The 22128-nt window shown below is 34.5% G+C and carries 19 protein-coding genes and 1 riboswitch; of the genes, 2 read left to right on the top strand and 17 right to left on the bottom strand.

Annotation, left to right across the window (positions count from 1 at the left end):
- Positions 1-105: 105 nt before the first annotated feature.
- From arfA to GXK58_RS25910, 7 genes are all read right to left on the bottom strand, one after another.
- Entirely contained in the window at positions 106-1611 is a 1506-nt protein-coding gene (gene arfA, locus GXK58_RS25940; protein ID WP_160726063.1) for an arabinosylfuranosidase ArfA, read from the bottom strand.
- Between the two features lie 114 nt (positions 1612-1725).
- The gene (locus tag GXK58_RS25935) at positions 1726-3066 is read right to left on the bottom strand and encodes an ABC transporter substrate-binding protein (protein WP_160726062.1); all 1341 of its coding nucleotides are present in this window, start codon (positions 3064-3066) and stop codon (positions 1726-1728) included.
- Between the two features lie 155 nt (positions 3067-3221).
- Positions 3222-3866, bottom strand: a complete 645-nt coding sequence (locus GXK58_RS25930; protein WP_160726061.1) for a YesL family protein — start codon at positions 3864-3866, stop codon at positions 3222-3224.
- 34 nt (positions 3867-3900) lie between these two features.
- Complete coding sequence (locus GXK58_RS25925) at positions 3901-4740, bottom strand: carbohydrate ABC transporter permease (RefSeq protein WP_160726060.1); 840 nt, start codon at positions 4738-4740, stop codon at positions 3901-3903.
- Positions 4741-5688, bottom strand: coding sequence for a carbohydrate ABC transporter permease (locus GXK58_RS25920; protein WP_160726059.1), 948 nt, complete (start codon positions 5686-5688; stop codon positions 4741-4743).
- Positions 5689-6347: 659 nt separating this feature from the next.
- Positions 6348-7508, bottom strand: a complete 1161-nt coding sequence (locus GXK58_RS25915) for a GntR family transcriptional regulator (protein WP_160726058.1) — start codon at positions 7506-7508, stop codon at positions 6348-6350.
- Between the two features lie 258 nt (positions 7509-7766).
- The gene (locus tag GXK58_RS25910) at positions 7767-9095 is read right to left on the bottom strand and encodes an AbfB domain-containing protein (protein ID WP_160726057.1); all 1329 of its coding nucleotides are present in this window, start codon (positions 9093-9095) and stop codon (positions 7767-7769) included.
- Positions 9096-9343: 248 nt separating this feature from the next.
- Here GXK58_RS25910 and GXK58_RS25905 point away from each other — a divergent pair, with 248 nt between their 5' ends.
- On the top strand, positions 9344-10402 hold the full coding sequence (locus tag GXK58_RS25905; protein WP_160726056.1) for a lactonase family protein: 1059 nt from the start codon (positions 9344-9346) through the stop codon (positions 10400-10402).
- Between the two features lie 219 nt (positions 10403-10621).
- Here GXK58_RS25905 and GXK58_RS25900 read toward each other — a convergent pair whose 3' ends face one another.
- Complete coding sequence (locus tag GXK58_RS25900; protein WP_237389784.1) at positions 10622-10741, bottom strand: anti-repressor SinI family protein; 120 nt, start codon at positions 10739-10741, stop codon at positions 10622-10624.
- Between the two features lie 28 nt (positions 10742-10769).
- Positions 10770-10855: riboswitch (cyclic di-GMP riboswitch) on the bottom strand.
- 515 nt (positions 10856-11370) lie between these two features.
- Between GXK58_RS25900 and GXK58_RS25895 the strand changes: the two genes are divergently transcribed.
- Positions 11371-11844, top strand: coding sequence for a VanZ family protein (locus GXK58_RS25895; protein WP_160726054.1), 474 nt, complete (start codon positions 11371-11373; stop codon positions 11842-11844).
- A gap of 76 nt (positions 11845-11920) precedes the next feature.
- Here GXK58_RS25895 and GXK58_RS25890 read toward each other — a convergent pair whose 3' ends face one another.
- From GXK58_RS25890 to GXK58_RS25850, 9 genes are all read right to left on the bottom strand, one after another.
- Positions 11921-13726 carry an ABC transporter ATP-binding protein gene (locus tag GXK58_RS25890; RefSeq protein ID WP_160726053.1) on the bottom strand — a complete coding sequence of 602 codons (1806 nt, stop codon included), beginning with the start codon at positions 13724-13726 and terminating at the stop codon, positions 11921-11923.
- 67 nt (positions 13727-13793) lie between these two features.
- The gene (locus tag GXK58_RS25885; protein ID WP_160726052.1) at positions 13794-14966 is read right to left on the bottom strand and encodes an acyltransferase family protein; all 1173 of its coding nucleotides are present in this window, start codon (positions 14964-14966) and stop codon (positions 13794-13796) included.
- A 92-nt stretch (positions 14967-15058) separates the two neighbouring features.
- Positions 15059-15772: a metallophosphoesterase family protein gene (locus GXK58_RS25880; RefSeq protein WP_160726051.1), complete on the bottom strand. Its 714-nt coding sequence runs from the start codon at positions 15770-15772 to the stop codon at positions 15059-15061.
- A 27-nt stretch (positions 15773-15799) separates the two neighbouring features.
- The gene (locus GXK58_RS25875) at positions 15800-16975 is read right to left on the bottom strand and encodes a nucleotidyltransferase domain-containing protein (protein WP_160726050.1); all 1176 of its coding nucleotides are present in this window, start codon (positions 16973-16975) and stop codon (positions 15800-15802) included.
- Positions 16976-17443, bottom strand: a complete 468-nt coding sequence (locus tag GXK58_RS25870; RefSeq protein WP_160726049.1) for a lasso peptide biosynthesis B2 protein — start codon at positions 17441-17443, stop codon at positions 16976-16978.
- A 30-nt stretch (positions 17444-17473) separates the two neighbouring features.
- Positions 17474-17767, bottom strand: coding sequence for a lasso peptide biosynthesis PqqD family chaperone (locus GXK58_RS25865; protein ID WP_160726048.1), 294 nt, complete (start codon positions 17765-17767; stop codon positions 17474-17476).
- The gene (locus GXK58_RS25860; RefSeq protein ID WP_160726047.1) at positions 17764-18693 is read right to left on the bottom strand and encodes an aldolase; all 930 of its coding nucleotides are present in this window, start codon (positions 18691-18693) and stop codon (positions 17764-17766) included. Before GXK58_RS25860 ends, GXK58_RS25865 begins: the two co-directional genes overlap by 4 nt.
- 105 nt (positions 18694-18798) lie before the next feature.
- Positions 18799-19701, bottom strand: a complete 903-nt coding sequence (locus GXK58_RS25855) for a beta-1,6-N-acetylglucosaminyltransferase (RefSeq protein WP_160726046.1) — start codon at positions 19699-19701, stop codon at positions 18799-18801.
- A 39-nt stretch (positions 19702-19740) separates the two neighbouring features.
- Entirely contained in the window at positions 19741-21945 is a 2205-nt protein-coding gene (locus tag GXK58_RS25850) for a right-handed parallel beta-helix repeat-containing protein (protein WP_160726045.1), read from the bottom strand.
- Between the last annotated feature and the right edge of the window lie 183 nt (positions 21946-22128).

Below are 22128 nucleotides of genomic sequence, written 5' to 3'. Positions count from 1 at the left end.
TCGGATTGGACTTTCACCAACTAGCAATTAACGGCTTGCTGGGCACGCAATAAAATAAACCATATCTTTACCCTATGAATGGTAAAGATATGGCCTCATTTCTTATTACTGTTTAGCCAGACGGATGACATTCCAAGATAGTTTAGGCAATACAGCAGATAGTACCCCATTCTCAAGTTCAGCATTTCCGTTTGAATGAGGAGCAACCGGAGTGCCTTGAGCAGAGTTTGATTGTTTAATGTTGTCATTCTCAAGAACGATATGTTCAATCACCTTATAACCTTCAAAATTACGAAGATCGCACTCGAGATGTAAGCCCTCTTGTAAATCACGATTTACAGCAAAAATGGTTAACTGATCATTTTCTTCATTGTAAACGGCAGTAGACTCTAGTAATGGAACATCCGTAAAGTCTTTACTATCGTATTTAGGACTAGAAATAATCGGATTCAGCGCAACTCCTCTACCATAAACAGAAGTATGCATGTAAGGGTAGAAAATTGTCTGTTTCCACGCCTTGCCATTCTCTTCTGTCATAATTGGGGCAATAACATTTACTAGCTGTGCAAGACAGGCGATTTTCACACGATCGGCATGTTTTAAAAGGGTAATTAGCATACAACCGACCAATAGGGCATCTTCAAAGTTATAAATATCTTCAAGCTGCGGAGGCGCCACAGTCCATGGTTCTATTAATTTATCCTGCTCTCTGCTGTGGTACCAAACATTCCACTCATCGAATGATAGATTAATATTTTTCTTGCCACGCTTTTTCGCTTTAATATAGTCAGCAATTGAAACGACTGATTTGATAAAGTCATCCATTTCAAGAGATAAGGCTAAATAATTGGAAATTTCATTGTCTCTGTTTCCGTAATATTGATGTAGAGAGATAAATTCAACATGATCATATGTATGATCTAAGACGGTTGCTTCCCAATCTGCAAAGGTCGGCATGTTACGATGTGAACTGCCGCAGGCAACCAACTCGATCGTTGGGTCAACCCATTTCATGACTTTAGCCGCTTCTTGGGCAATTCGTCCATATTCAGCTGCTGTTTTGTGGCCAATTTGCCATGGACCATCCATCTCATTACCAAGACACCAAGTTTTTATCTTATGAGGCTCTTTGTATCCATGGGAAATCCTTAGGTCACTATAATACGAACCACCTGGATGATTACAGTATTCCACTAAATTTCTAGCCGCATCAATTCCGCGTGTTCCAAGATTTACAGCCATGTTCACTTCAGCATTGACCATCTTTGCCCATTGCATGAACTCGTTTGTTCCAATTTCATTTGGCTCTGTGGTCCGCCATGCCAATTCTAAACGGCGTGGACGCTGATCAACTGGTCCTACACCATCTTCCCAATTATAACCGGAAACAAAGTTACCCCCTGGGTAGCGCACAAGCGGCACTTGGAGTTCCTTCACCATTTCGAGTACATCTTGACGGAAACCCATTTCATCCGCCTGGGGATGGCCTGGCTCATAAATTCCTCCATAAACGGCACGGCCTAGATGTTCAATGAAAGACCCATAGATACGGTTATCAATTTCTGAGATTTTAAAATCCTTTTCTAAGATCATTTTTGCTTTTTTATTCATTACTTTCTCCTTTCATGTTTAAAAAAATATTTTTTAACAACTAGATTAAGAGAAAAGGGTCAATTTCCTTTTGATCAAAGGAGAGAGACCCTTTATGAAATCCGTTACTTTACGTTACTTCATATTAGTTTCAATGGTTTTTCGCGCTTGTTTCAAAGCCTCTTCAGGTGATTGCTTTTTCTGTCTAAGGACATTTTCCAATGTGTTGGTATTCAATTCAGTCAACGCATTTGGTGTGTTTTTGTTAATATTGAGGCCAGGAATTTCATCTTTAATGCTCAATAATGTATCAAAGATATCTGTGCCAAAATATTGATAAAACTTGTTATCTTCTTTAATAGCAGGATCTTCCCAAACATCCCAACGTGGAGGATCAAAGCCTAGGACGGACCATAATTTAAGGTTCGCTTCTTTTGAAAGCTTGGCAAATGCTAAGAACTCTTTAGCAAGTTCAGGATGTTTTGTTTGGTTAGTAACTACAGTACCTGTACCACCGATACCAACGGAACGACCTCCGCCTGGTTCCCAAGCAGGCAATGGACGGATAACCATTTTACCTTTTAGATCAGGCATGTAATCGGTGAAACGGCCCATATACCATAATGGCATAGAAATAGACGCAGCTTTTCCTTTATTCATATATGCGTAGAATTCTTCAGCATGCGGTTCTCCGCCTGGAGTAAGTTCCGCAATTTTATACTTATAAAGCATGTCACTTAATAGTTGCAGTGTTTTAACATTTTTATCACTATCAATTGTTAATTTTCCGTCTTTGTCAAAAAGATCTGAGCCTTGCTGGCTAATCATTTGCTGGAATTGAGTGGCATCTCCAGTATGTACTGTCGTCATAACAGCATCGGTATTGGCAACCACTTTTTTACCTGCTTCAATATAATCATCCCATGTCTTGATGGAATCGATATCGACGCCAGCTTTATCCATAATTTCTTTATTGTAATACATCATAGTTGCCCCAACATGCGTAGGCATCCCATAATAATTTCCATCTTTTGCATATAAATCCAAACGTGATTCAATGAATTTATCCTTAATTGGCTCTACATATTCGTTCATAGGTAATAATTGCGGTTTACCTTGCAAGAAGTTAGGGAAACGGCCAACTTCGATATCAGAAATATCAGGAGCACCCTTTCCAGACTGTAACGCTAATAGTAAATTGTTGTGCATTTGGTCATAAGGGAATGTTTCAGCTACTAACTTAATTTTTTTATCTGGATGTAATTCATTCCAACGAGGTACTGCATCTTTAAAGAAGTCCATGTGTAATTCAACAAAAGTCCAATATTTTAATTCGGTAGCATCTTTTTCGTCTGCACCAATTACTTCCTTCTCAGTTGCTTCGTTCCCGGAAGTTTTGTTACCACCATTACTACAGGCAATTAACATAACGGCCAGTAATCCAAAAAGTAAAGCTAGTAAACTTTTCTTTTTCACAGTTTCTCCCCCTAATATTAATCTTCATTTTGAGTGCGTACGATCAACTATGGAAAATACCTCACCTCCCTAAAGTCAGGTCGTCTTCAAAATCTGATTAAGCAACTGCAGGTTGGTTTTTCAGTCAGGAAAAGCGCTTACAAATTTCATGCTATTTACATAGAAACCTCTGAAGCTGGTTGCTCTTTTCCTTTATCCATCTTGTTAAAAATTCTTAATGTGAACCACATACATCCTATCCCAATGGAACTGATGGTGAAAAATGGTATCACACCCGGGTAGCTAAATGAAAGATATAAGACGGCAAAGATTACCGCACCACATACAATCGTATAATGGATTTTGGTTAAACCAATGATGATCGCATTTCTAAAGTGCTGTCTCCATGTGGCTTTATAATGCACAAGCAATGGAAATGTCCAAATGACGAGAATACTATAGAAAAAGACAATAAAGTAAAACGCAAACGGTATTACAAATGTCATTTCGCCGCTAGATTTTAAGATCACTCGATAATTTAGATAAAGAATGATGCCAAGAATGGTTAAAATCCAGCCCATCAAATTAGCAGTGGCAAATTCCCGACGGTATAGCTGCTTAAAAGTTGTCCAAATTTTAATCTCTTGTTCACCCATAACCCACTTTCGAGCGATACCAAATACGGCTGCCGAAGCTGGAAAGACTCCAGCTACGAACAATCCGAGTGTGGAAAACAAAATCCATAGCACATTCAACACAACTAACCGAACAATCCATTGAAGTAAAAAATCTAGTTTTATCACGAGCTGATTTCCATTCATATCAGTTGTCACCTCTATAAACTGCTGCTTAAACTTATCCCTTTACCCCACCCACTGTTAGTCCTGCAACAAAGTAACGTTGGAAGAAGATAAACAGGATGATAATCGGAACGATGGTCATGACAGACCCAGTAATTAAGATATCGTAATTATTGCCATAAGGTGTTAAAAGCGTTGCTAACCCGATGGGCAGGTTAAACATATCATTAGATCTTAAGACGACCAAAGGCCATAAGAAGTTATTCCAGCTGCCTAACCCTTGTAGGATTGCCATAGCAGCCATCGAAGGCGCCATAAGCGGCAGCATGATTTTAAAGTAAATCCCATATTCAGTAGCCCCATCAATTCTAGCTGCATCCATTAATTCTTTCGGAAGGCCAAGGGCATATTGCCGAAAAAAGAATACGGCTATTGGTGCCACCACTGCTGGCAGAATAACAGCAGTGTATGTATTAATGATGTTCATGCTGATCATTAACTGAAACAACGGCAGCATTAAAATCTCAAAAGGAATCATTAATATGAACAGTACAAATCCAAATAGAAAGTTTTTCCCTTTAAAGTCATATGCCGCTAGTGCGTACCCGACCATAGAAGAAAAGAATAATGATAAGACCACAGTGATTGCAGTAATCATCAAACTATTTCCATACCAAGTCCAATAATTGCCACCTTGTGTAAAAATATAGGTGTAGTTATCAAGGCTTAAGGTACTAGGATCGAAAGATAAGCTGATTCCATTACGCATTATTTCAGATGATGGTCTAAAGGAAGAAAGTAATAAATTTAATATAGGGAATAGAGCAATAAAAGAAATAATGGTAAAGCCAATGTTAGTTATCCATACTAATAATGAATGTTTTTCCTTTTTCATTTATTGATCCTCCTTCTTAAAAGCTCCCGTTAGAATTAACTGGATAAAACTAACGACAAAGATGATTAGCATGAGGACAACTCCTATTGCTGCACCAAAGCCCATGTCGTTTTGTTGAATTCCTTGTTGATAAAGGTAACCAACAACCGTCAGTCCTATATTTCCTGGTGAGCCCGCTTCCCAGAACACAAAACTTTCTTCAAACATTCTAAAACCGGCAATTACTGAAATCGTGACAACGAAAATAGTAACAGGCTTAAGGAATGGAAGAGTGATATAAAGGAATTTTTTAAACGTGGTGGCACCATCCATTTCTGCTGCCTCAAATAATTCCTTTGGAACATTTTGAAGAGCCGCTAAGAAATAAATGATATTTACGCCCATCCATTTCCATGAACAAAGTAAAACCATTAAAAACATACCTGACCAAGCGTTATATCTCCAATCAACCGAATCCAAACCAAGGAAATTAAGAATTTGATTGGCAACAGCCGTATCTGTTTCACCAAACATCAGCCGGAAGACCATCCCCGAAACAATCGTGGATGCCAAGGCAGGTACAAATAGTGAAGCCCGGAAAAATGTTTTAAATTTAGCAAATTTAGAATCTAATATCACTGCAAAGATAATCGGCAAAATGGTTAGGATTACTACTGTTAGAAGCATATAAATAGTAGTGTTTGAAAGCGCTTTATAAAATGTTGGATTAAAGACTCTAGTATAGTTTTTTAACCCTATAAACGTAATTTCACCAGGCAGTATACTTTGGAAACTCATGATGATTGCTTTAATAGACGGATATAAAGAAAAAATTAATAATGAAAGAATGAATGGAGAGACAAAAATATACGGGACAACTTTTTTCGAATTTAAAAAATTCAGTAACCTGTTCGGTCTTTTGATCGGCGCTGCGAGTTCTTGAGTTGTATTTCTAGGCGTAGATATCATTAATAAACCCCCTTAGAAAGTACTAGAATAACCCGAAATTCCAATTATCGAAATTCCTTACAAAGTATTAAATTTTATAATAATCATAATTCCGCAATTTTTATGCTGTGGCTTTTTGAAGTGATGACCTTGTTATCTACTATTTTTGTCTAACAAATTGCAATTGGCAGGTTCTGTGATGTAGGTGAGATTCGGTTGAGTAGTTAGATGAATGAGAATAATCCTTTTTTAGACAAAGACTCGAATTAAGATTGTCTTTCTCGGTTTATCTCCAAATTGTTGACGTTTATCGAGGGTGTTTAAGATTCTAGGTGTTAACAAAACATAATTGTGGATAAAGCTTCCTGATGTAATGTTATGTGTGGATACTATCTTCATTTCTTATTTAAATAAATGACACCTCCTTTGTTTTTACATGTATAAAAACTATTAGTACATGCGGTTTAATTAATGTTTTAATGCGAACGCTTACAAGTATAACGAAAAATAAATTAATAATTTTTTCATGCCATATGTACGAACGTAATCTATTAATCTTATAATTTTTGTTCACTCGTCCGTATATCTTTTTTCTAAATTTATTATATTAAACCCTTACTAAGGTTTCAATAGAAAATTTAGATTTTTTTAAATAGTCTATAAATTTAAGGTATTAAGACCTAGGTACTTAATAATGCATTACCGGGTTCCACTTTAGTTTCAATTAAAGGCTTTGTTGAATTACGCATAATTAGTCTAGGTTCAAAGATAACAGATTGTTGGTTTTCTTTATCAATTGATTTTTTTTGTTGTCCATTTTTCTCTTTAACCAAATCGACAATTATTTCAGCAGCGGTTTCCCCCATCTTACTCAGTGGGTGATCAATGGTGGTCAACTTCACTTCTGTAAGCTTTCCCATAAAGGAATTATCAAATCCTACAAGAGAAAGATCCTCAGGGACACGAACATTTTTCTCTCTAAGTACATCTAACAAGCTAATTGCTAACTCGTCATTATAGCATACAACAGCAGAGGGCCGGTTTTCACGATCAAATGAGAGGAGTTTGACGAGAGCTTCCAACGGTTTTGTTGCTTTTTCACTTGAATTATAGGTGATAATACCATTGGGATTAATAGGAATACCATAATTGCGGTGTGCTTTAATAAATCCCTTCATCCTTTTGACACCTTGAAGGTCATCTGTCTTAAAGAAACCAACAATATTCGTATGTCCCAATTGGATTAGGTGTTCAGCTTGAATATAGCCACCCTTTTCATCATTCATCGTAATGCTTAATGGTTCCAATTCTTCATAATAGGCATTAAGCATTATGTAGGGGATGTTTTGCCGCTCTATATTCAGATAATAGTTGATATTTGGGTTTGATGTCGCACTTTTAGTAGGTTCCACAATTACTCCATCGAAGGGCTCTGATAAGATTCTCTCTAAGATTCTTTTCTCATTTTCATGGTCATTATTTGTGCTAAATAAACTTACATTGTACCCATGTTTGCTTAAATAGGATTCCGCTCCTCTGATGATCGAAGGGAAAATATAATCTGAAATAAAGGTTGTAATGATAGCGATATTTTTTTGATTGCTCCCACTTGGCAAGCGATTATCCATTTTTCGGTCCGCACAAAAGGTCCCGGCCCCTTGTTCTCGGTAGAGCCAGCCTTCGTTGACAAGTTCACCAATTGCAGCACGAACAGTATGGCGGCTAACCCCAAATTGTTTCATCCATTGACTTTCGGAGGATATTTTTTGATGGGGCTGAAAGGTGCCATCTAGAATTCTTGATTTTATTTCTTGTTTGACAATGTCATATTTCTTTTTCATATATACACCTCTAATTTGCAAATTAAATATCGATGGACTAAATTCCAGTAATATAGGAATCGCTTACATTTATAATTAGTTACTTATTACTTATACGTATATGTCGACTTATTATTTTTATAATATTACAAATTGTACGTATACTCAATTAATTCTAAGAATTATTTTTCATATAGGCACTGAACTCCCATTTACATGACCATACCTTGTTATTTTTTAAAAAAATAGCCTTTCATTCCAATTAGGAATGAAGGCTGTCTACCAGCAAACATTGAAGGTGGCGAATTTCTCGTCGCGTTCATTGTTAATGTCACCTACGCGCAAATAGATACCGTCTAATTTGATAAATTTGTTGGGGTATTGAAGTGATTGGAAGGAAGACCAATTGGAATCACTTAAGCCTGGAACTGCCATGAAGGTGGATTCGGTCTTAAAATCATCTGAACCATCATTCCTCTCAAGGCGAAGGGCATAACTTACATTTCTCAAATAATGGCCTCGATTTTGTAAGGATTCAAAGGAGATGCCAGTTGAATCAGCTAAACCGGGTACAATCAGCCACTGAGATGATTTATAAGAATCGAATGGATAATGAGCAATTTTAGCAAATGTTTGTTCATGTCTGACATAACTATCAGGAGAACTGTATGATTTTATGCGGTTCCAAAGCGGTTTGTCTAGCCAAGAATGCTGTAATTGTTCCAATTCACTTTTGGTCATCCGCACAATAGATCCATGTTTGGCATTTAACGGTGGATTGTAGTCCCGTCTATCTAATGGGGTCCAGTTTCCTTGGGATAAATCATCCGTTTCCCAGACAAACATTCTCCCATTCACAGGGTAATAGCAATCGCCATATAGAAACCATTTATTGGCCCCATATTTTTTAATTACTATCGATGCTTCAATCATAGGCTCGCCGATCGGTCGCGTGTATTCATTAGAATCAAAACTCCGAGGTTCCAATGAAGACGAATACGTCCCTTTCATCCGTTTGCCTGACAAAGGTGCTTCTGCCGGTGTGCGTTCATCCTTAAAATACATATAGTATTTTCCGTCATGCTCTTCAATTGCTGCATCAATTACGTCATACCCGGGATCAAAGTATAGGATTGGCTCGCTGATCGTTACGAAGTCCTCGGTATAATTAACGTAAATTCTGTTTCTATCTGTGTTGCCGGACCAGAAAATTCCATACTTACCCAATCTCTTATCAAAAAAGATTTCAGGAGCCCACGCATGCATCCCGGCTGTATTTAACCTAAGAAGGCGTCCATTTTCAAACGTTGTAAGATTTGCAGAATCGTAGCACATCACATACTCACTATTCCACATATTTGTTGCTAATACGATAAATGAACCATCTTGTTTTTTATAAACAAATGGGTCTCGAAGCCCCTTTTCTCCAATAGCTGGAACAAGAACAGGCTGATTATTATTAAGGGGGATCCAATTAAGGCCATCATAGCTGTATGCTAAATGTAAGGAGAATTCATTTCCTTCGTTGAGTGGTGTCTCAGTAAAGTATCCCATTACATAAGCAGTCCCCTCATTTTCTTTATTTTTACTATGTATATTGGAACTCAAAATATCACTTCCTTTTATGATTTATTGATACATTAAATTCACTTTCTTTTATTAATTCTTTAAATAACAATAGATTCCTGTTGTATCTAATGAGTATTTTAAGAAAATTCGCGGTATTTCCAGATTTATGTGCAAAGTTGTGGTAAATGAAATGACATAGATGTACTATGGGTAACAAGCAAACTTTGAGTAAATATCAAATAGTTTGATACAATAACAGGTAGAAAATGATTGAGGAGAGTATAAAAATGAAAAATGAAAATGTATTTAAGGGGTATATTGGAACTTATACAAAAGGAGATAGTAAAGGGGTTTATTCTTTTACACTCAATACAGAGGAAGCAAAAATTGAAGACATTCAAGTAGCTGCTGAGCTTGGTAATCCTACCTATTTAACCATCAGCAAAGACAACCGCTATCTTTACTCTGTTGTCAAAGAAGGGGAAAATGGCGGTATTGCCGCGTTCTCAATCGATGAAAATGGTGGTTTGACTGCGATTAACAGCGAAGTCTTAGCAGGAGCGCCACCTTGTTATGTAAGTGTAGATAGTAAGAATCGTATGGTGTTTGGATCCAACTACCATCAGGGGCTTGTTCAATCCAATTTAATTAACCAAGAAGACGGTTCCGTTTTACCTTATGCATCGATTCGTGAACATGAAGGATCAGGTCCTGACCCAAGACAAGAAAAGCCTCATACCCATTATTCTGAACTGACACCTGATGAAAAGTACCTTGCTGTGTGTGAATTAGGAATTGATGCGGTGATTACATATTCGGTTGAAGAAGATGGCACGCTTACAAAGGCACACCTATTGCCTGTAAAAGCGGGAAGCGGCCCAAGACATCTTGTTTTTCACCCAAATAGAGACATGGCTTATGTGATGACGGAGTTTAGCTCTGAAGTGATTGTATTAAACTATAATCCAGAAGATGGCCATTTTAGTGAAGTTCAATATATTTCTACATTGCCTGAGGATTTCAAAGAAAATAATCAGGGCAGTGCGATTCATATTTCTGCGGATGGCCGTTATGTTTATGCGGGTAATCGCGGCCATAACAGTATTGCGGTTTTTAGTGTGGATCATGGTTCTGGTGAGCTTACGTTTGTGGAACATACTTCGACTGAGGGAGATTGGCCTAGGGATTTTGAGATTGATCCTAGCGGGAAGTTTGTGATTGCTGTGAATCAGGAGTCTGGGAATGCAGTGTTGTATACACGGGATGAGGTTTCTGGCCGTTTGACGTTGGTAACTTCGGATATTACGGTTCCTTATGGGGTATGTGTGAAGTTTTTGAATTATTAATAATTACAATAAAACAAACAGCTTAACTAATTGTTTAACAATTGGTTAAGCTGTTTCTATTTTATGCTGCGGCATATAATTTAATTTTCTCCTACACCAATTATGTATAATATTTATTCTAAATTGAATATTAGGAAAACTTAATATACAATTCTTCCAAATTATTAAAGATTTTACTTTTAATCTGCTTGCTACGCTACGATTCTTGAGTGGGATCAATTAATTGGGCTTAAATAAGAAATCTCTAATTTCTTCTATAGACAATCCTAAATTTTTAGCCTCATTAATAAGATCTAGCCATTCTTGATCAGGTTCTGTTTCAGCGATTAAAGTAGACACGATATATCCTCCTAAAATTTCAACTATTTTAGGTAACTCAGCCATCGTAGTTAAATAAACCTTAGACCTGTAGCTTTGCGTCCCACTCTTTCGAATGGTTTGCCCTTGTCTTGTATAGTATTAAAGTATTAAACAACTAAGTTAATAGTACTATAGTCTTAATAGGGATAAAATGGAAATAAATCCAAAAGTTTCGACACAATTTTGATAATCATCCGACATACTAAATAATGCTATCCCTGACTTAGAAGTTTTAAAACACATTTTTCACAGGTTACATACCCCAATTCAATGAATTTAATTTTTCTAAGGGTTTTTCTTTTTATTACTTTATCTGAATTAAATTCTAGTCCACATACACAATAATAAGAGTCTTTAACAATGTGAATCCGATCATTTTCCTTTATTAATGGATATATCATGATTCCCCTTCTTTTCTATTGTTGTTCTTAATGAAGAACATATAATTAATTATAAAGAAAGTGTTGAATATTGTAAATGACTATCATCATTTATTTCCCCTAATAAATTATGAATATTCCTTTCGGTCTATAACTGAATTCGACATTTTTTTCAATATTTATCAATTATAATCGGAGAAGAGATTTGGGAAGATAGGGGAAAGTAAAATGGCAAATAATATTGGGAATAGTCATGTAAATAAAATTAAGTTTGAGAAACGGAGAATTACGGTAATTTTACTCACTATAATCTGGGGATTGTTTTTATTAATAAATACATGGACGGAGAGCTTAGAGCAGGTACTAGATTTTGAGTCATTTCAATTTAAATGGGTTTCAACCCCTGACTATAAGTCATTCTTTTATTTTTATGACTTCACATTAGTTCATCCTGATTATGTAACCATTAAATTAGGGCATTTTATTGGTTTTGCAATTATGGATCTCCTTCTCTTTATTCTGTTAAGAAATCACAAGTTCGCGATATTAGTTTCCATCATTTTTGCTTTTATAACAGAATTTTTTCAGCTCTTTTTTGGCAGAGATGGACGGTTTTATGATCTTATCATTGATACCCTAGGTGTTTTATCGGTTTATTTATTGGTCAAGAGTATAAAATATCTAAACAGTAAAGTAAGCTAGTTTTTTTTGTGTAAGAAATAGGGTTCCATAAAGAATCATCTATGTTGGCTTAAATGGAACCCCTTTTTTTGTCATTTCAATAATTAACAAGTGATAATTTCCTTGATTTTTTCTTATCAAATTTAGTCCGGGTTAAATTTTTATATAAACCTTCTTGGTTCAATAACTCTTCGTGAGAACCTTTTTGCACAATTCTTCCTTTATCCATAACTAAAATTAAATCGGCGTTTTGTATTGTGGATAAACGATGTGCTATTACTATTGTTGTTCGATTCTCCATCAAGTGATCCAACGCATTTTTGACATGATATTCAGATTCTCCATCTAAAGCAGAAGTTGCTTCATCAAGCAACAATATAGGGGCATTTTTTAAAATCGCTCTAGCTATGGCTAGTCTTTGTTTCTGTCCCCCTGATAATTTAACCCCTCTTTCACCTATTTCTGTTTCATATTTATGTGGTAAAGACATAATAAAATCATGTATATTAGCATTAATTGTAGCCTCAACCATTTCTGTTTCCGTCAAATTTGGTCGTGCAATTAACAGATTTTCTCGGATGGTACCTGCAAAAAGGAAGATATCCTGAGGTACATAGGCAATGGCACTTCTTAATTTAGCAGGATTAATTACATCAATAGAATTTTGATCTATTAAAATATCCCCTGACTGGGGTCTATAAAATTTTAGGATGAGATTAAATAAAGTGCTCTTTCCTGCCCCACTTGGTCCAACTAATGCAACAACCTTACCTGCAGGAATTTCCAAGGAGAAATCCTCAAATACGTTCTTATTTTTCTCATAGCCAAAAGTCATGTTTTGAAATTGGATCGACTCTTTCAGATCCATTGAAGGAGAAAAGAAAGGCAACTTCTTAATTGCTGCTGGTTTATCCAATAAATCTAATACTCTTTCAACGGCAGCAATTGATCGTTGAAAACCAGCCCATTGACCTGCAAGTCCGGTTAGTGGCGATACTAAATGACCCACTAAGTTAACAAATGTTAAAAGTGCACCAACTGTCATCGTATCTTTGGATACAAATAACGCACCTATAGAAAGACTGCCAATAAAAGTAATCGTACCAAGTAATTGCCCACCTGTTGCATACCATCCCTGTAATTTAGTATTTTTCAATTCTAATTGATACAGCTCTTGATTAGCGTCTCTGTACTTTTGATATTGATCCTTTTCCATTGTAAATGATCGAATAACCCCAAAACCTTGAAAAGTCTCAGTTAGAAGGTTGTTTACTTTTCCGATTAACTGATGAATCTGTTTACTATTGTTTCGCAAGATTAAACCAAATATCATCCCAGATAATGCAGCAAGGGGAGCAATTAGTACGCTCATTAAGCACAATACCCAGTTTATTTGCATTAAGTAAATAAAGATAAAAATATAGGTGATCGGTAATTTAATAAAATTAACAATACTATTTCCTAATAGGCCATCAACACCATTAATATCATTGGTAAAATGCGAAATTAATTCTCCTGAGCGAAGATTTGATACATATCCGGGTGAAAGGCGTAAAATATGTTTAAATAGGTGATTTTTCAGTTCTTTTTTAACCCCGTTTGTGGCAATGGTATTAAAGTATGTATAAGCGAACCTGGAAATCATCCCAATAGCAATAAGTAGAATCCCAATTGGAATCAAGGTAAGAATTTTATCAAATTTACCATGAACCGCTGTTTCTGTAATATTCCCATAAAATTTAGCCATTCCTATTGTTATGAAGGTTTCAACAAATACAGTGATTAGTAGAACTAGGTAGGCGAACCAATATTTTATGATATAAGGACTTAGTAAACTATATGTTCTTCGTAAATCTCTAAATGAAAAGTACTGCTTAATATTTAAAAAAATTTGTCCCCTCATTAAGAACTCTCCTAATTTGATATCACTAACTTTTCGAAAGCTTTATAAAAATTGTCCAAAAAATTAATTAAGATATATTAATTTTTTTATGAGTACTTTTACCAATTTTAGTTTCTCTAAATAATGTTTTTGAAATATATTTCCCAAGTTTTATAGATGGTTTCTCTACAGTGTAATACATAATATTTGAAACCAGGAATGTTAATATTATTGCAATAACAACAATTAGCCAGATTGGCAGTTGTTTATTAAGGAAATGGATACAACCAAGTAATACTGCTAAATGTGATAGATATAAACTATATGAGATTTTACCAATTTGATTGATAAATTTGTTATTAAGAACTCTGGAAACTGAGTTAGAGGAAATTGCAAGAATGATTAGAAGTGCTGCCCCAATTGTTGTAAACCATGAGTCAATTACAGATCTGTAGAATGGATTAAAATCATTTATTATTAAATTTAACAAAAAAGAAGGATGTGCATATAAATAAAAGATTATTCCCAAAATAAAAATAACCTTTTTATACTTCCTATTTATAAATGAAACCCTAAAAAAAATAACTTCCCTATATTTAGCTAATAGGGCCCCTATAACGAACATTGAACAGCAATGTATCGATACATAAATTTCGGTACCGTAATAAGTTGGATTTAAGATTGTACAATATACTACACTTATTAATGATAGAAATATCGCTAATAATATCCCTTTTTTATAACTAACTTTTATTAAAATTGCTAGAAGAATCGGGAAAATCAATGAAATTCTCATCTCATGAACTAAGGACCAGACTACGTTATTAAGATTGCTAGAAAATGTATCTATCAAGATTAAATGCTGTTTAATTACTTGAAAATCTGGTTTTGTTGACCAGTTAACATTAAACCAATTCGATAAACTTACTACCTTTTTAGTATAGAAGATCTCCCAAGCTACTATTGAAAATAGTAAAGCTGCTATATAGGGGATGTAAATCCTGCAAATTCTCTTAATAACATAGTCAAGATAATTAATTTTTTTGTTATTTGCTAAAAATGGGAGAGATAGGACAAAGCCGCTCAAAACAAAAAATAACGTTACTGCTTCACTACCGGCAATAAGAAAACGGAAAGGCCCAAATTCAAATAGTAAATTGGAAAATAAAGAACTGTTAAAAATAAGATAAATATGTCCTATGAAGACTGATATAGCTGCCAAACCTCTTAATGAATCTAATTCATGATACCTTTTCTCCATGAAAACCCCTCTTCTTTTAGGCTAGTAGATAGTCAAATTAACTACTTTCAAATTTTAAATGAAAAAATAATAAATTTATTACATGCTAATTATTAACCAACAAAATTAAGGATATTTTTAAGCAACTGGGTATTAGGGTAATCTGAATTATTTAGTTTATTAATGACTTCAGTCCTATTGAAATCTACTCTCACGATTGAGGTATCAATATTTTCTTTCTCGATTATTACAAATGCATATGAGGCTTTATTAACACCATCGAATGGTAATCCAACACTTCCAGTATTAATTATGCATTTACCCTTCAAATATCTAATAAATGGTCTATGAATGTGAGCAAAGATATAAACATCTGCTTCCTTTTCCATAAGTTTTTCTTTTAACTTATCATCACTTTCATCTGGTAATACCACATCAAATAGGCTATTTGGAGTGGCATGAAAGGCATGAATCCTTATATTATCAATTTCGATTTTTAATTCCATTGGTAAATTCCTCAAATATTCAATACTTTCATCATCCAATTGAGATAATGTCCACTCCCGCTCTTTATTCATTATTTCAAGTGCAGGGTCTGGAACTTCCCCTTTTTCAACTCCGCGGACAACCCATTCATCCGCATTTCCTTTAATAACATCTGTGTCTAATTGTCTTACAAAATCTATTGACCGCTTGGGCTCTATTCCCCTAAAACAAATGTCCCCAAGAACATAAATTTTATCTACGCCTCTTTTTTCAATATCTTTTAAGACTGCGTCCAAAGCCACAGCATTTCCGTGGATATCAGAAATAAATGCTAATTTCATCTAATAACACCTCTTTTATTTTTTATATTATCTTTCTGCCCTAATGTTTTTTTTCCAAATCCAAAGAAACGGACGCAAAGGGAAATATAAAAAATGCAATTTTTTTGGTAATGCAAGTATTTCAGTATCCTCTGGCACCGGAAAAAGAAATCCATAATAGTAAAAACATTTTTGTTTTAATGTCATTAATTCATATAAATATTTGTTAAAACTCAACAAGATTTCACCAGGCAGATTTTCACTGTGTAAATTTTCCAATTGATTAATAAATGGCATTACTTTCTTAGCAAGATTAATAGACCTTTTCCCTAGACTAAAGGGTTTCATTTCAACTGGAATTGGAGTACCTAACAAACGAGACAGCAAAATAAAAACTTGGCCTCCTAAATGTTGATAATTGAATTTTTTTAATAAATCATTCACTTCTCTCCAATTTAGATCCTGTTTAATCATCTGATTTAGATCTGTCAACCAACGAAGCCTAAACCAGCCGTGGCGTGCTCCATGAGCGATTAAATATACAAATAAATCTTCCCTATTTAAAAAGTAAACCGGTTTGTGGTTGATAGGACTAATTCGTTTCCTCTTCCATAATTCAAGAAAAGTAGGTTCTTTACCAGGGCCAGGATGCAGTCGCCAATGAATCTCCAAACTTATCCCCTTTTGTGGATGGGCATACTCGATATGATGATTCTTCCATTTCCAATCATCCAACACGGTACGAGTATAATCATCTCTTACATAACCATGGTTGAGTAAAAGTTGATTTACATGTTCCAAATCTTCTATTTTGACAAGAATATCTAAATCTTTCGAAGTGCGCATTGTAAGATCAAGATATAGGTCATAGGCAAGGACAGGGCCTTTCAAAAATAGGGCTTTTATTCCTCTTTGAGAGAACAGAATGCTAACTTGCTCCATTTCTGCATTTAACAAAAGCATTTGAAAAGTATTCTTTTTATACCAAGACGATAAAGTATTCATTACATAATAAGGAATAGTACTACTATTTACTTGTTTTAGTGTTTTATAAACAATTGGATACAGGCGATGATGTTCTACGTATTGAAGGAATAAATCCCAATTCACATCGGTGAATAATTCCTTGGATAAAGGCGTATCGTTATTTTTTACAATAAAAAATAATAATAGTAATTCTCTTGAAAAATCATCCATTTCTTGTAAGGCATTAATATTTTCCATCTAGAGCACCTTCAATTCATCCATGCGCTTTGCAAACTTTGCCACTATTGTAAACCTCTCCATGCCTGTGCTGCCAGAGACATAAAACGAGCCGCTTCTTAACCAGGCATGAGCAATCATATTTCCCTCATCATCCCTTGCCATCCCCATATAAAGGGTACTTTCAATTTTTCGCCTTTCAAGCATTTTCATACCCGCAATGGCCATGACAAGGCATTTACTCTCCCACCAAGTATGCCTACTCATAACACTTATGGAATCTGATACTTGCTGAAGAAATTCCAGTTGTTTAGGATCTTGTGTATAGACAGTTTCAGTCATTCTTTCCCCTAGTGATGGTGCTACTTTTGCAAACGGGAGACTCTTTAATACCCTAGCCCACCCTAATGTATAGAAAGCTTCTAATAATAATAGCTGGTTGAATAATTTCAATATTAAGAAATTTCTTATCTTTCTCACAATATCCATTAGCATTTCTCTCACTTCATTCGAGTCTACCTACTCCAAAATCTCAATCAAATCCTCTTTTATTAAATTCTGTAAGAAAGCCATTACTTCTTCCTCACATTGATTTCGATCTATATCGTATTCAGCAATTAAGGTAGTTATTAGTTCGGGAATGGTAATAGAATCTCTGATCCGATCCCAAATTTCTCCTCCAATTCCTCCTAAATTATAGTATTTACCATTTTGAATGCTAAGCATGACTTTTTCGCCGTCCATATTACTAATATAATTTTCACCTTTTTTAACGATGATATCTTTGTTTGATAGTACTTGATTTTTTATCATGAATTAATCTCCTTATAAATATTATCAAGAAATAAAGTAACTAATTCTTGGGCGGTAAAACGTGATGTAGGTCGAATTACTTGATAAAGAGGTAACTGATTAATCAGTTTCGTAGAAGTAGTAAAGTGCCAATCTATTAAACCTAAAGGTTTAAGGAAAAGATTACGATAGGTATTACGATATAATGTATGAAATCTCTCTAATCCCTTAATAGGCTGGATTTCAATTTTCTCTTCTTCCCCTATTACTAATTCAAAAACTCCTCCTAGTGGTAAATTATCACTATAGAAGTTAGTCTGAACTGGAATTGAATACTTAGATTCTCTTGCATAAAGTGGATGAAAATTATTTAACTCCATCCCAAATTGGTTAAGACTCTCCTGCCATAACTTTTGTTGTGGGTAGGAGGGGATAACAATCGGTTTTGAATTATTTGATAATAAAACAGGAATAATATCATCGCTGATTATTTGAAATCCTTTTTTAATAAATGCCGACGCCAAAGTGGATTTGCCGACACCAGATTCCCCTACAAACGCGTAAGCTTTCCCATTAATAGCAATCGCACTGCCATGCAAAGGCAAAATTTTTCTTTGCATGAGAATGGCACCCATACATGTACCTAGAATAAAAAGTCTAATTAACCCCTCATCCGCTTCTGCATCAGGCGAAACCATGATTGTTTTACCTTCATCAACTAAGAAAATACCGGTATCAGGAACTTTAAAAAGAATTCGATTTCCCTCGAAAATAAAACATTGATTGTTACTTGATCGATTCCAGAGTTGTTTTAGGTCTACCCTTTTAATAGTTACATCCGCCCTATTTTGATGTGGAAGATGAGGAACAAGTTCAGGTAATTCAATATTGCTGAGTATTTTTAATCCAAACCCTGTATAAGCAAGTTTTGTTTGAGTTTCAAGCACCGTTGAGATCACCTCTAAATACCATTTAATATTTCACTATTCCACTTGTATTTGTTCATTATTATGAACAGTGCATTCAAAAAAAATTTCTAGTATCGATCGTATCTACATACTTATCTTTTTGCAGTAATAATCAATTACTTGATTATCAACGCTTTCATCAAATTTCCTTGCAAAAAACTCATTTGAATTTTTGATTGTTTCGACATTATCCATTTTTAATGTAATAGGATTATTACGCGTTTTAACTGTTTTCCCGAATTTAATATACATTAAATTATTATTAACAACATCGTTCTTATATTTTGAATTCATGATTAAGGTTTGAAAAAAGAATTCATCGGGAACCAAACTATTCCTAAATACCTCATAATACCATTCATTCTTATTTACAAACTTTATAATATACTTAGCTACTTCTAAGGGAATACAAAACCAATTTGAACCATTATAAATGGAAAAATTTTCAGGAAGCTTATATTTATTAGGAGAGATATTTACACCCATGCTGTATAAAATGGCAATTCCTCTCCTCATAAGTCTATAAGGGTGATATGGAGTAATATAAAGCTGCCTCGACCATTCAGGCCAATTTACACTTACAAATGCAGCATGTGGTTCTCGCTTTTGGACACGATATGCATTCATAAAAATCTTATTTTTATTTTCGGCAAGAAATTCTGCAAAACCTTTTTTCACCAACATGTCTTGCCCACTTCTAAAACAAATAAAATCATAAGAAATTCCTGAAGCTATTACCTCCTTTAATAATAATAATGTCGCATCAACCAGGGTTATATCTCCCCATCTAACAGCTACACTCTTATTTAATACTTTTACTCTAGGGCTCTTTATCATTTTTGCTTTTAACTGCGGATTTTTCTGATCAATATGAATGTATACATCAGTATACTCTTTAGAAATTAGCTGCTTAACAAATTTATTTACTTGTTCTGGATTCTTATGGATAACTAGAATATAGGCAGTCCTTGCAATTTTTGAACTCATATCTACGCTTCCTTTATAAAGAGATTAATTTTACAAACTTTAATTTTTAATTAATTTTTTATAAATTTTGTTATTTAGGTTTATATCCTTCGAAACTAAATTTAAGGATGTATTGTACAATTTATTATTTTCAACCAAGTAAGCAGGTGCTCCCATTCCACCGTTAATCGAATCGATTCCTATTCTTTTTATATTACTGATAAGCTTATTTCCCTTTATAGTAGCCCCATATACTTTGGTTTTACCTTGTTCAGACGCATCACGACCTATCTGGATAATTGGGCTCTCATCTTTCTCAACTGTCTTAACATTAAATGTATTATCCAAAACATTTACATTTTTAGCTTCCATAGCCAACACACTAGGACCATTAAAACCTTTATCATTTTCGAATGAGGAATTCTTAATTGTTACATCAGTCTTTGAATTATACGTATAGAGTATAGTATTTTTAAACTTACATTTAGTGAAATTAATCTTGCCAGGAAAGCCAAGTTCAAATGTGCCCTCGTTTGTAGAACATTCAGTAAATTCTCCTGGAATTAAATTCATTTCGGGGGTATTTATAAAAGTAAAACCTTTATAAACATTTTTGCTATTTCCATCCCCACTTATTTCGTTATTTCCTTTAAGTGTAATAGATTCCAGTTGAATTGGTTCACCATAAACCGCTAACCCACCTGTATCTGTTGGATTCTGAGAAGACTTCAATATAATATTGGAAACTTTTATTCCATTATTTTCAGTTTGCGTAAATCCTAGATTGGAGTCCACTCCATTTATTCCATCTACAATTACACCTGAGCCTCCTTCAAAACTTGCCGAACTAGAAACTAGACTGTTCTTAATAAATTTGGTGTTACCCCATGTGACAAAATTAGTATTTTCAAACTTGTTGTTTCTTACAGTTGCTCCATAATACGCAGGGTTGATCGAGAAACCCATCCCATCATCAACATTAGGCCCAAAATAGTTATCTTCTACAGTCGCATTCCCTCCATATGAAAAAACCATTTGAATGGAATTATTTAAAAATTGATTCCCTTTTATTAACGTGTTAATAGCAGGGTAAAAACCAGGTTCAATATCAATTCCACTTTCTGGTGCGGTTCCTTCCGTATGATGTATTTTATTATTTAGTATTTTAATATTGTCAGATGCTCCAACGGTAATTCCCTGTCTGCGGTTATACCCAATATCACAATTTTGAATCGTTAAATCTTCTGTTACCGCAACGGTCATTCTATTTACTTTTACGTTTTCAATTGAATTTGCATTAAAGACTACCCTAAAATAATCTGCATCCTTTGGAATGCGGGAATATCCCCATGTAGAATTAAATCGTTGATCCTTTTCACCTTTTATAAACCTACCATCTTTCCGAAAATAGAATAAATCGTAAGTGCCCTCTACTCCTTCGGGAATCCACATCATTAGATTACGATAATGAGGATTTGAATAGATAGATTCTTTAAAGTTTGTTACATCGTAATTATTTGACCTGATTTTTCCTTTTGCTGTAATTTCCTCCCCTTTATCATTGAGCCCGCCTAATTCAAGATCTTGTTCTGTAATATAATCACCGTATATAGTTGATCCGCCTATTTCAATTCCATCACCGGTAAAGTTTTCTATTTTAATATTTTCGATGATAACGTTACTTGCTCCTGCTATTGTAATTCCATTACCCCATTCATGAGTACCGTCTGTATCTCTCCCTTTTTGCGAATAATCGTGAGCTTCTCGATCTCCACGAAGAGTTCCACCTGTTATTTTTATATTCTTAGCATTTGAATCAAGGTAAAGAGTAGAGTATATTTCAAATCCATTCTTTTCTTTTTGAATTATTGCCTTTTTGTCTAGTAAAAATGTCATATTTGATACTAGGTTAATTCTGGCATCATGATCCGTAACTGATTTTCCTTTTGTAATCAAATATGTGCCTTCTGGAATATAAAATGTGGTGTATTCTTTTTCACTAGCCCATTGTAAAGCATCGTTGATCCCTTTTGTGGTCTCTTTGGGATGTGTCCCATCATTGTGGATTCCCCATCTTTTTAGGTCAAGCATATACATGTTTTTGATTATAGGGATTTCATTATCTTTCTCTATTAACTGTTTATTGGCAGATAATTCACTTTCATCTTTGTCATTATTTATTTGTGATGCTTTACATGCATTTAATAGGAGCAGTAATCCTAATATAATGATTGTGTAGAAAGGTTTTTTACTACCTATAATCATGTAATCATCCTTTTCTAAAGTTATTTTTGCCTCTTGAATTAAGATTCGTACTTTTTACCATCCCTGTTCAATTTGAAAAATATAATTCTGATAATTGAAGGGATATCTTTTAAAAACAAGTGACTAATTGTAACCGTCAAGTTGTTTTGAACACTTTTTGCTAATTAATTTTGAACACTTTCT

It is taken from the genome of Bacillus sp. USDA818B3_A (genome assembly GCF_009928415.1).
Lineage (GTDB): Bacteria > Bacillota > Bacilli > Bacillales > Cytobacillaceae > Neobacillus.
The sequence above is the reverse complement of the archived record's forward strand: the minus strand, read 5'-3'. Positions and strand labels throughout refer to the sequence as shown.